The organism is Vibrio sp. MM46, from assembly GCF_027587135.1.
Classification (GTDB): domain Bacteria; phylum Pseudomonadota; class Gammaproteobacteria; order Enterobacterales; family Vibrionaceae; genus Vibrio; species Vibrio harveyi.
The window spans coordinates 43405-55077 of record NZ_JAPPTO010000030.1 but is presented as its reverse complement, the minus strand read 5'-3'; the positions used below and the strand labels follow the sequence as shown (position 1 = coordinate 55077).

The window sequence follows — 11673 nt, the reverse complement described above, 5'->3', positions numbered from 1 at the left end:
TTCCCTCTTTTTCCGTATTTAGTGTTTGGAGAAATCGATGAGCACCAATAAATACAGCGCCAGATTTCAGATGATGGGCACCTTTATCGATGTGGTGGTGTATCACTCGAACGGTGAGCAATTGATAAGAGAAGCTTACGACCAACTCGCCGATTACACAGAGCGATTTACGGTCAATCAATCCGACTCTGAGTTAATGCGCGTCAACCAAAATGCGGGCATTGCGCCTGTGGTGGTAGCGGATGATCTATTTGACCTGATTAAGCTTGCTAAACAGCACAGTGAAGACAAAAGAAATCCTTTTAACATTGCAGTTGGTCCGCTTGTAAAAGCTTGGCGAATTGGTTTTAAGGATGCCAAAGTGCCGTCTCATGACGTGATTATCGACAAGTTATCCTTGGTCGATCCTACCAAGATCATTTTGAACGAAGACGACCATTCGGTGTTCTTAAGTGAAAAGGGCATGGAGATAGACTTGGGCGCGATTGCTAAAGGTTACTTCGCCGATCAGGTAAAGAACAAACTGGTTGAAGCAGGCGTACAAAGTGGTTTTATCAGTTTGGGTGGGAACGTACTGACCATCGGTCATTCGCCAGTTAACAGCAACAAAGCATGGAATGTGGGCATTCAGAACCCATTATCAGAGCGTGGTGACGTCGTTCGCGTCGTACCTTTACAAGGCATGTCGATGGTGACATCGGGTATCAATGAGCGATTTTTTGAATCCAACGGGCAGCGTTATCATCACTTGTTGGATGCCAAAACGGGAATGCCAATCTCAACCGATATCGCCAGTTTGACTATTATCTCTCGCCTGTCTGTCGATGGTGAAATTTGGAGTACCGCAGGCTTTTTACCAAGTGTAGAAGAAGCGATGTCGTACCTAAATCAGCAACAGGGTATCGAGGCAGTGGTTGTTTCAAAGCAAGGTGAAGTGCACGTCACACAAGGGTTGAAGGACTACAAAGGCTGTATTTTATTGCGCGAAGAGTCAGTTCTGGAAGAGTAAGATGAGGCAGAGATTTAAACCTGCCTCGTATCATTAATTTATCGCGTTAGCGTTAATCGTCCGCACCACATTTAGCGCACTCTTCGTACGTGCGTTCGCCTTCACTGATCACAACATAACTACCTACACATTGGTCACATAGCGCCAGTTTTGGGTAGGCAATTTTCTCTTTCTTAGACGTCGTGTCGCCTTCAGTTACGTAGTATTTTCGCATTGTGATGATTCATCAGCTGGAACAAGGGCGGCATTATATCCGGAATTGATGAGGAATGGCGATAATATCGCATTACGCCACCGACTCTACCTCACTCAGATATTGGTTGTTCAGCCAAGCTAGAGCATCTAACCAGAGATCGTCTTCATGTTTCTTACGGAAGAAGCCAAAGTGTCCAACTTTGGTGCCCAGTTGTTTTGTTTTCACTGTCTCTATTTCGACGTTCGCGTTGCTGTAAAAGCTGGCAAGCTGATGGACGGATTTCGGCGGTGCAAAGTCCATATCATCATCAATCAGTTTGAACTTAATATCACAAGTCATTTTCTCGAAGTTTTCGCGGATTGGCGTGCCGTTTTCATCAATGATGTAGTGCGGATCGCGTCCCCAGTATGCCCATTGTTTGGCAATGCATTCTGGTAGAGCTTCGCCACCAAGAAAGACTCCCGGAACTTTGCCAAACAGCGTTGATAACACTGGAACGGCGAAATACCACATGGCAAACATTCTAGGTTTAGATATACCCTCCCAATTTGCCCAATATCCGCTCTGAGAGGAAACACAGTAAACGCTTTTAAATACCGTGTTGTTTGCCGATAAACCTAAGATCTGACCGCCAACGCTGTGCCCAATACAGTGCCAATCGAGTGCAGGGTGATGGGTTGTCGCCCAATCAATGACGGTTGCCAAGTCCTTTTCTCCCCATGCTTGCATTGTTAAGCGAGGATCGCGCGTATCTTGAATGGCGGATTGACCAATACCGCGATAGTCATAGGTCACCACCAAATAACCATTTTGCGCGAGGAATTGAGCAAAACGTTGATAATAGCTTTGCTTAACTGCGGTAGCTGCGTTGATGATGATGCCAGCTTTTACCTCGCTTTCTGGGTGGAAAACTTTGGCATGGATGGAGAGCGCATCAGGCGTTTTCAGTACTAATTCATTATTCATTGTCGTCCTGACTTGTTGTTATTGAATTGTTAATTCACCTTGATTCAATTTTTGGTGAGTTTCAATGAATCAAAGAAATACAAGCGGATGAGTTTGAAGTAACTCAAGTTTTGCGAGGCATCACTCGTTATTGTATTGGGAAGGGGTGAGGGAACTGAACGGTCTTGGCTGAATAGTGAAATAGACGACAAACAAAAAGGAAAGCGACATGAATGCGGCTTTCCTTTGTTCTTCGTGGGCAGAGTGTCTAGGGACTAGCTCAATAGATCCACGATTGCTTTACCTACGCCATGTGCGCTCGTTGGGTTTTGACCTGTGATGACTCGGTCATCCACAATCACAAGCTCTTGCCATGGTTGCACTTTAGAGTAGCGCGCTGCGCCACGTGCTAGAGACTCTTCCAATAGGAATGGGATATCGTTGATAGTGCCGAAGTCGATTTCTTCTTCGCGAGTGAAACCTGTCACTGATTTAGACGCAAGCAGTTTTTCGCCATTGCTAAGCGTGATAGGGAGAAGAGCGCCAGGACCATGACAAACTGCTGCCACAATACCGCCATCTTCATAGTGTTTTGCAGAAATCTTGGCAAAATCTTCGTTGCTCGCTAGGTCTGAAAGAAGACCAAAACCACCCGGATAGAAGATCGCATCGTAGTTGTCACCGTTGATTTGCGACACTGGAATCGTGTTGTTGATGCGGTTCTGGAAATCATCATCCGCCAAAATTTTCTCGTTTACTGCGTCACCTTCGATGTCGGTTCCGTACAGTGGTGCTTGCCCGCCTTTGATAGAGGCAATGTCGTAATCGAAGCCTGCACCCAGTAGTTCGCTAAGGGCATGAGTGAGCTCTGGCGCGTAAGTTCCGTTTGCTTGGTCAGTTTCACCAAGGGTCGCATGGTTGGTCACAATGATGAGTACTTTCTTCATGATGGTTTCCTTTTTGGCTTACGTATATTTGTTGAACACCTTCATACTAATTGCTAAACAAATAAGTGATAATACGATTAATTGGCAAAACATTATTGCTATATAGCAAAGGTAAGTATGGACAGTTTTGAAGGCATCAATGAGTTTGTTACGGTTGCTGAGAGCTTAGGGTTTTCTGCAGCGGCAAAACAATTGGGTTGCAGTACCAGTCATGTCAGTCGCCAAGTCACAAGATTAGAAGAGCGATTAGGTGTCGCCTTGTTAGCACGTTCGACAAGAATGGTGAGTCTAACGGAAGCGGGGCAAGCGTATTATCAACAGTGTAAAGAGTTGGTGATTGGACTTCAGCAAGCCAATGAACAACTCACCACGCAGCAAACTCAATTGAGTGGTACGTTACGCGTGAGTGCCGCTGGTGCGTTTTCTGAGAACCATGTAGCGCCTGCCTTAATGGCGTTTGCCAAGCAACATCCTAATCTCACGGTGGAGATCAACTTCAACACCAGCATGGTCAACTTTATTGAAGATGGTTTCGATTTTGCCATTCGTTACGGCAGGTTGAGTGATTCAGGCTTGGTTGCGAGAAAGTTGGTGGATCGTCCCATGGCAGCGGCAGCCAGTCAGCGTTATCTCGATGAACATGGTTTACCAACGCACCCCGAGCAACTCAAGCGTCATAGCTGCATTATTGCCAATAAGGACGTTTGGTTGTTTGAAAAAGACGGCAAGCCTTTAGATGGCGTAAAAGTGCAGGGCAGATGGAAGAGCAATAACGCACACACGGTCTTGCAAGCCTGTGCAGAAGGGTTAGGCGTGGCGTACTTACCCAAGAGCAGTTTCAACGATGCTATTTCGTCTGGTCGTTTGGTGCCAATACTAGAGCCCTATTGGGGAAGTGGTAACAGCAGCTGGATTGTTTATCAGAATCGTCACTTTCTGCCACTACGAGCTCGATTAGCTATCGATTTTTTACTTGATCATTTTGCCGATTGGCAGGAGTAATAGGGCTCTGCCAATCGGTTTGTTTATCCATTTGTTAGATCGTAAACATACTAACGTTTCTACATGTTTTGATAGCTCGGTCCGCCGCCACCTTCTGGTGCTTTCCATGTGATGTTTTGCGAAGGATCTTTGATGTCACAGGTTTTGCAATGCACACAGTTTGCGGCATTGATTTGAAATGTTCGCTCACCTTCGACTTCTACCACTTCATACACGCCAGCAGGGCAGTAGCGCTGGCTTGGCTCATCAAACTTCTTCAAATGGACTTGAATCGGAATATGAGGATAGGTGAGTTGTAAGTGGCAAGGCTGATTTTCTTCGTGTTGTGTACCAGACAAAAATACTGATGAGGGTTTATCGAAGCTGATCACACCATCTGGTTTCGAGTATTGAATAGGTTGGCACTCATCAATTGGTTTCAGCTGTTCATGATCGTGCGAAGGATCAGTGATTGTCCATGGTATTGGTTTCTTAACCAGAGGCTGCCACAGATTGTGTTCGAAGGTGGAAAGTGCGCCGCCGAGTACGCTGCCGAATTTGTGAATGTTCGCACCAAAGTTGCGTGTGTCACTAAGCTCTTCATACAACCATGAATCTTCAAACTTGGTTTGGTAATCCGGTTCCGAATTGGATTGTGTGAATGCTTCAGCAATGGCTTCTGCGGCTAACAAACCGGATTTCATCGCAGTATGGCTACCTTTGATCTTGGCGACGTTCAAGGTACCTGCATCACAGCCGATCAACAGACCGCCGGGAAATTGCTGTTTCGGCAGAGAAGACAACCCACCTTTTGCAATGGCTCTTGCGCCATAAGCGATACGTTGAGCGCCTTTCAAATGTTGTTCGATTGCAGGGTGATGCTTAAAGCGTTGAAATTCGTCAAACGGACTTAAGTAAGGATTGCTGTAATTCAAGTCGACAATAAGCCCAACGGCGATTTGGTTGTTCTCCATGTGATAGAGAAAACCGCCCCCCGTGGTGTTGGATTCACTCAGAGGATACCCTGCAGAATGAATCACGCTGCCTGATTGGTCTTTGGCATCGGCAGGTAACTCCCAAATCTCTTTAAGCCCAAGCGCATAATGTTGCGGTTGTTTATCATCGTCTAAACCAAATCGTTGAATGAGCTCTTTACCTAAATGACCTCGGCACCCCTCGGCGAATACGGTGTATTTGGCTTTTAGCTCAATACCGGCTTCAAAGTTGGGTTTGGCTTCTCCGTTCTTGTCCAAGCCCATATCGCTGGTGTTTACCCCTGTAACTGCACCAAATGCATCGTAGTTAATTGTGGATGCGGCGAAACCGGGATAGACCTCAACACCAAGTGATTCTGCTTGTTCTGCTAACCAACGACACAAGTTCGCTAAGCTGATGACGTAGTTGTTTTCGTCATTGTGCATTGGGTTGGGAGTAAGAAAGTGGGGAACACGAACGTGATTAAGTTCTGTGGTTAGGTACAAGAAGGCATCGTTTTTTACCGCGGCGGAAAGAGGCGCGCCCATGCTTTGCCAATCAGGAAAGAGTTCGTCTAATGCACGTGTTTCGAATACCGCACCAGATAAGATATGTGCGCCAACTTCTGAGCCTTTTTCTACCACACAAATAGACAGCGGCTCACCCTCACGTTCTTGGTTGAGTTGCGCTAAGCGGCATGCTGCACTCAAACCTGCAGGTCCGGCGCCAACAATCACCACATCAAATTCCATGCATTCTCTTTCCATCTTCTTGCTTCCTTTATGCGAAACCTTTCTTTGTGTTTCAGGTGCTTCTTCTATTACGCAGTGCTCGTATAAAGAACTATAGTCCAGTTGACGTAAACGTAAACTAAACTAAGCTCAAATGGTAACGTCATAGGGCGTGATAAAGATTTTGAGTGACAATGTCACAATGCATTTTTTGTTAGCAAGGTGATGAAAAGCAAGAGCTTTAACACCAATCTTTGTCACGCATGACCCAATTGCTAGGACGCGTATCGCTTTGCGATCTGCTAGGAGGGAATGTGAAAGTACTGGTTGCGATTAAACGTGTAATTGACCCTTACGTTAAAGTAAGAGTGAAATCTGATGGTTCCGGTGTGGAAACCAACAACGTGAAAATGACGATGAACCCATTCTGTGAAATTGCGGTGGAAGAGGCTGTTCGCCTTAAAGAAGCTGGGGTAGCAGAAGAGGTGTTAGTGGTGTCGATTGGTGACGCCAGTTGTCAGGAACAATTGCGCTCAGCGCTCGCATTAGGTGCGGATCGTGCGATTCATATTGATGTTGAACAGTCACCAGAACCGCTTGCGGTCGCGAAGTTACTCAAAGCTGTGATGGAGCAAGAGCAGGCTCAATTGGTGCTTCTGGGTAAACAGTCAATCGATACGGATAACAACCAAGTCGCGCAAATGATGGCAGCACTGACGAATCGTCCGCAGGGGACATTTGCATCGGAAGTGAAAGTCGAAGGAGAAACGGTTCTTGTTACTCGGAAATCGACGGTGGTTTAGAAACGCTCAAACTGGATCTGCCTGCGATCATCAGTACGGATTTGCGATTAAATGAACCGCGTTACGCCTCTCTACCGAATATCATGAAAGCGAAGAAGAAGCCGCTATCGGTAATGACGCCAGACTTCTTTGGTGTGAGTGTTGAGCGCTCTCAGCAAGTGCTGGAAGTCATGACGCCGCCTGCCCGAAAAGCGGGCGAAATGGTTGGCAGTGTGAGCGAGTTAGTCGACAAGCTCAAAAATGAAGCGAAAGTGATTTAGGAGGCATAACCATGGAAAACAAACCGTTAGCAACCTTGGTCGTGGTGGAGCACGATAACCAATCACTTTCAGTCGATACATTACGTGCGTTGAGCGCGGCTTCTCAGATTCAACAAGACGGTGCCTCTTTGCCTGTCACCGCCTTGTTAGTCGGACATCAGTGCAGCTCGGTATTGAATGAGTTGAAGTGTGTGCAAGGTATCTCACAGATCATTGCGATTGATGCTGCCGAATATCAACATGCATTGGCAGAAAACCTGTCTACTTTGATTGCCGAAGTTGGTCGGGATTATTCGCATATCCTAGCTCCCGCGAGTACCTTCGGTAAGAACTTGATGCCCCGAGTCGCTGCCTTATTGGATGTCGGGCAACTGTCAGATGTGATTGCAATTGAATCGCTCGATAGGGTTGTTCGCCCCATCTATGCCGGTAATGCGTTAGCCAGAGTTCGTTCGGACGATACCACCAAAGTGATGACAGTTCGAAGCTCTGCGTTCGATGCAATTGCTGTGTCTGACTCACCATTAGTCGAGAATGTCGTGACGTTAGAAACGCTCATTAAGGCAGAGCACAGTGAGTTTGTTTCACAGCAAAAAGCGGAAAGTGAAAGACCAGAACTACCTGCGGCAAACGTTGTTGTCTCGGGTGGTCGAGGGTTAGGCAGTAAAGAGAATTTCGCGCTGGTGGAACAGCTTGCCGACAAGCTTGGTGGCGCAATTGGCGCATCACGCGCTGCGGTAGACGCAGGCTTTGTCTCTAACGATTTGCAAGTAGGGCAGACAGGCAAGATTGTCGCGCCTCAACTGTACATTGCCGTAGGTATTTCCGGAGCTATTCAGCATTTGGCAGGGATGAAAGATTCCAAGGTGATTGTGGCGATCAACAGTGATCCTGAAGCGCCAATCTTCCAAGTCTCAGACTATGGTTTGGTTGGTGATTTGTTTGAGATTATGCCGGAGTTGTTGGATAAGGTTTAAGTTCGCTATTTTTCGGGCGTCATTCCCTAGAGTGAAGAATGAGCGAGTAGGGAATATCTCTTTAAATTCATCCTCAAAACAAAAGGGCTTCCAATCGGAAGCCCTTTATTGTTCATAGCAAACACTTTCTAAACACTTGGTTTTCTTAGGTGCTCTGCCAGCACTTTTGTGAACCTTGCTGCTTCACCGCCGGTACATGCACGGTGGTCAAACGTAATCGACAACGGCATGGCTTTCACTGCTATAGCTTGCCCGTCTCGAATTACAACCTTCTCAATGATTCGACCTGCACCGACAATCGCGACTTGTGGCGGCGTGACCACTGGTGTTGCGTAAATGCCTGCAATTGCGCCAAAGTTTGAAAGCGTAATGGTGGCGTGCTGCAACTGCTCACGACCGATCTTACGTTCACGTATGCCTTGCACCGTTTGGTCTAACCAACGACGTACTTCTTGAGGCTCATATTCGTCGGCATGTCGCAGAACAGGCACGTACAAGCCGTGTCGGCTGTCTACGGCGATACCAATGTTCACCGTGCTGTGGACACAACGTGTCATGGTTTCGGCATCGAACCATGCATTCATAGCTGGCTCTTCCTGACACGCATGCACGATCGCTTGGACCAGACGAATACTAATGTCTTCACCTTGCTTCCAGCCTTCCAACACCGCTTCTTCAGTAATGGTGACCGCTGCGACATTATGGTGAGATTCCGCCATCGTCGACACCATGGTTCGGCGTGCGCCTTTAAGTACTTCTGTACCTGGGCGTTGTTTGCCTGCTTCATCGTAGATATCGGCATCGACGATCAAACCATCCGGACCGCTGCCTTTAACCAAATCTAAATCCACCCCCAGTTTCTTCGCTAATAGGCGAGCAGAAGGTAGGGCTGTGATGAGATTATCTGGTGATGGATTGTGTTCGCCACCAATCCAGAAATCATCCACATTCACGCTGTGCGCATGTTGGGATACATTACCGACCACGGTTGCTGCATCGGCAGTTTGTTTCTGTTCAGAGACGGTTTGTTCTGCTCCCGTTTCATCGATTTCAAGAAGTAGAGCACCAATGTTGATTACGTCGCCTTCTTTGCCATGACGACTCACGATACGACCACCATAAGGCGCAGGGACGTCCACGGTCGCTTTTGCGGTTTCGACAGTAAGCACCACTTGATCGAGCTTGACCATATCGCCGACACTAATGTGCCATTTCACAATTTCTGACTCAGCGAGACCTTCGCCGAGATCGGGTAAGTTAAACGTCTTCATTTCCAATCCTCCACGAGTTCGCGCGCTGCGAGCACAATGTCTTCTTCCTGAATCATGTAATAATCTTCGTTGCGGTAGTACGGCATGATGGTATCCATACCTGTCACACGTTTTGGTGGCGCTTTGAGTAGGCACATCGCATGTTCTGCGGTTCTGGCTAGCAATTCTGAGCCGACACCACAGGTTTTGCTGGCTTCATGTACCACCAAGAGGCGTCCGGTTTTCTCAAGGGAACGGAAGATGGTCGCGGTATCAATGGGTTTGATGCTGGCTAAATCAATCACCTCAACTTCGATGCCTTGATTGGACAGCGTTTGAGCCGCTTGCAGTGATTCGACAACACATGCTCCCCAAGTCACTAACGTAATGTCGCGACCTTTGCGAAGGGTAAAGCAAGTGTCGAGAGGTAGCGCTTCGCCGTTATCTACCACTTCAGATTTCACTGTGCGATAGATACGTTTTGGTTCAAAGAACATTACCGGATCGTTGCTACGAATGGCTGCCAGGAGCAAACCATAAGCGCGTTGCGGTGATGAAGGAATCACAACCTTAAAACCTGCAGTGTGAGCAAATAACGCTTCGACGCTTTCGGAGTGATGCTCTGGTGCGTGAATACCACCACCAAAGGGCGCGCGGAACACTGCAGGGCAGGTGAGTCGACCACGAGTACGGTTGCGCATTCGCGCCGCGTGACACATTAAATGCTCCAATGCAGGGAAGACAAAGCCTTGGAATTGAAACTCTGCTACAGGTCGTAAACCTTGCGTAGCCATGCCGACAGTGACACCGCCAATAAGCGCTTCAGCTAAAGGTGTGTCGATAACACGCTTAAGACCGTATTTTTGTTTGAGTCCAACAGTGGCGCGGAATACACCGCCATTGTCACCCACGTCTTCGCCAAGGACGATGACATTCGGATCGTGTTCCATTTCATGGTGCAGTGCGAGGTTCACTGCTTCAACTAGCGTGAGTTCAGCCATGTTTCCCTCCCTGCATTCGCATTGCTTTGTTGATTAGCTCATCCCTTTGCGCATGAAGCTCTTGGGGTAGGGATTCATAAAGGAAATCGAAGCCCGTTTCAGGCGCCTGATTCGGCATGTTGAGATAACGTTCAACGGCGAGTTCTACTTGTTCTTTACAGTGGGCTTGCCACTCTTGTTCTTTCTCGTTACTCCAAACACCTTGATTGGTGAGAAAGGCTTTAAGTCGACGAACGGGTTCATATTGCCAAGCCGTTTGAACCTCATCCTCGTTACGATAACGGGTCGCGTCGTCGGCGGTGGTGTGATCGCTCAGGCGGTAACTTATTGCTTCAATTAACGTTGCGCCTTTGCCTTTTCTGGCTCGTTCGAGGGCAGTCATTGTCGCATCAAATACCGCGACGACGTCGTTGCCATCCACCGTAATACCAGGGATACCAGCGCCTTTGGCTTTTTCTGAGAGAAATTCTGCAGCACATTGCAAACTGCGCGGTACGGAGATCGCCCATTGGTTATTGTTCACCACAAAGACTAATGGGATGTTCCAAGCGCCCGCACAGTTAATGGATTCAAGGAAGTCGCCTTTGGAAGTGCCGCCATCACCGCACATCACCAAAGCCGCATCGTGATTGCCTTGGATTTTCAGGGCTGCTGCAACACCAACGGCATGGGTACACTGAGTTGCGATTGGGACACAGAAGGGGAGATCTTTGCTAGGAAAAGGGCTGCCTTCAGGAGCGAAGTCGCTGCCGCGTTCATCGCCTCCCCAGTATTGCAGGTTCTTCTCCATTCCTATACCACGACACCACATGGCTGGCATATCGCGATAGTAGGGAACAAACACATCACTGGCTTTTAGCGCTCTGCCTACCGCTATCCCAACGGCTTCCGAGCCAAGGTGTGATGGGTAGGTACCTAATTTACCAGTTCGTTGCAGGGCAACGGCTTTGTTATCGTAGGTGCGAGTTAATACCATGTCTTGGTAAAACCCGACTAATGTTTCGAGATCAGCCCAGTTGGGTAGTTGGCTGACGAGGTTCCCATCATGGTCGATAAACCGATGCATGGGTAATGCCTGAACGTTCATCTCAAGCTCCTTTTGACGCTGCGGGTCTTTTGGACTGCAGCTGCTCATTATTTCGATCTCAGCCTGTATGGGTACTCAGGCTTTGATATCAGCGCAAAAGGTCATACCTAGGATTGCAGTTGTTTTGATAGTTATCGACGCTTTTGGTGCTCGTCTCTCTAACAAAAGTGTGTTCTGGTAAACACAAGGCGTCATTTATTACTGCTGTTTACACCGCCTAATCCAGTGATGAATCTTGGTATAACCAGATACAGTAAGTGTAAACAAATTGTTAAATTATGCTTTAATTTGAGTTGTAACCCACAGTAAAGTTTCGCTTACACCGTACTTTTCTAGGATAAAACACTGCTTTTTTGAATTGTACGTTTTTGAAGTTGAAGGGAATCACTGAGTTTGACAGGAAATTTGTAATAAAATTATGCTGTAAAATTCGACAGGTTGAGTGATTTATCAACCATATTCGTGCAGATCCAGTAACACGTTAATCTCTCCGTCACGCTTTGACGATAGA

At 47.4% G+C, this 11673-nt stretch carries 10 protein-coding genes and 1 pseudogene; 4 read left to right on the top strand and 7 right to left on the bottom strand.

The annotated features are described in order from the left end of the window. The first annotated feature begins 37 nt into the window (after nucleotides 1-37). Nucleotides 38-1009 (top strand): FAD:protein FMN transferase, encoded by a 972-nt coding sequence (locus OH459_RS24210; RefSeq protein WP_269989109.1) that lies wholly within the window; start codon nucleotides 38-40, stop codon nucleotides 1007-1009. A 52-nt stretch (nucleotides 1010-1061) separates the two neighbouring features. On the opposite strand, the gene OH459_RS24205 is transcribed toward OH459_RS24210, so the two are convergent. The 3 genes from OH459_RS24205 to OH459_RS24195 form a co-directional block, all read right to left on the bottom strand. Further along, on the bottom strand, nucleotides 1062-1223 hold the full coding sequence (locus OH459_RS24205) for a hypothetical protein (RefSeq protein ID WP_009696331.1): 162 nt from the start codon (nucleotides 1221-1223) through the stop codon (nucleotides 1062-1064). Nucleotides 1224-1295: 72 nt separating this feature from the next. Beyond that, nucleotides 1296-2171, bottom strand: a complete 876-nt coding sequence (locus tag OH459_RS24200; protein ID WP_269989106.1) for an alpha/beta hydrolase family protein — start codon at nucleotides 2169-2171, stop codon at nucleotides 1296-1298. Between the two features lie 254 nt (nucleotides 2172-2425). Next, a complete protein-coding gene (locus OH459_RS24195; protein WP_009704625.1) occupies nucleotides 2426-3097 on the bottom strand; it encodes a type 1 glutamine amidotransferase domain-containing protein in 672 nt (223 codons plus the stop codon). 117 nt (nucleotides 3098-3214) lie between these two features. Here OH459_RS24195 and OH459_RS24190 point away from each other — a divergent pair, with 117 nt between their 5' ends. Then, nucleotides 3215-4099, top strand: coding sequence for a LysR family transcriptional regulator (locus OH459_RS24190; protein WP_005388553.1), 885 nt, complete (start codon nucleotides 3215-3217; stop codon nucleotides 4097-4099). 59 nt (nucleotides 4100-4158) lie between these two features. On the opposite strand, the gene OH459_RS24185 is transcribed toward OH459_RS24190, so the two are convergent. Then, nucleotides 4159-5820 carry an electron transfer flavoprotein-ubiquinone oxidoreductase gene (locus OH459_RS24185; RefSeq protein ID WP_269989103.1) on the bottom strand — a complete coding sequence of 554 codons (1662 nt, stop codon included), beginning with the start codon at nucleotides 5818-5820 and terminating at the stop codon, nucleotides 4159-4161. A 278-nt stretch (nucleotides 5821-6098) separates the two neighbouring features. Here OH459_RS24185 and OH459_RS24180 point away from each other — a divergent pair. Beyond that, nucleotides 6099-6847: pseudogene (locus tag OH459_RS24180) on the top strand (electron transfer flavoprotein subunit beta/FixA family protein). An 11-nt stretch (nucleotides 6848-6858) separates the two neighbouring features. Continuing rightward, nucleotides 6859-7824 carry an electron transfer flavoprotein subunit alpha/FixB family protein gene (locus OH459_RS24175; protein ID WP_269989101.1) on the top strand — a complete coding sequence of 322 codons (966 nt, stop codon included), beginning with the start codon at nucleotides 6859-6861 and terminating at the stop codon, nucleotides 7822-7824. A gap of 128 nt (nucleotides 7825-7952) precedes the next feature. On the opposite strand, the gene OH459_RS24170 is transcribed toward OH459_RS24175, so the two are convergent. Genes OH459_RS24170 through pdhA form a run of 3 tightly spaced genes read right to left on the bottom strand, consistent with a single transcriptional unit; the run spans nucleotide 7953 to nucleotide 11162 of the window. Beyond that, nucleotides 7953-9095 (bottom strand): dihydrolipoamide acetyltransferase family protein, encoded by a 1143-nt coding sequence (locus OH459_RS24170; RefSeq protein ID WP_269989100.1) that lies wholly within the window; start codon nucleotides 9093-9095, stop codon nucleotides 7953-7955. Continuing rightward, nucleotides 9092-10075, bottom strand: coding sequence for an alpha-ketoacid dehydrogenase subunit beta (locus OH459_RS24165; RefSeq protein ID WP_009696326.1), 984 nt, complete (start codon nucleotides 10073-10075; stop codon nucleotides 9092-9094). The genes OH459_RS24170 and OH459_RS24165 overlap by 4 nt, the downstream gene beginning before the upstream one ends. Continuing rightward, entirely contained in the window at nucleotides 10068-11162 is a 1095-nt protein-coding gene (pdhA, locus tag OH459_RS24160; protein WP_009704619.1) for a pyruvate dehydrogenase (acetyl-transferring) E1 component subunit alpha, read from the bottom strand. The genes OH459_RS24165 and pdhA overlap by 8 nt, the downstream gene beginning before the upstream one ends. Nucleotides 11163-11673 lie beyond the last annotated feature (511 nt).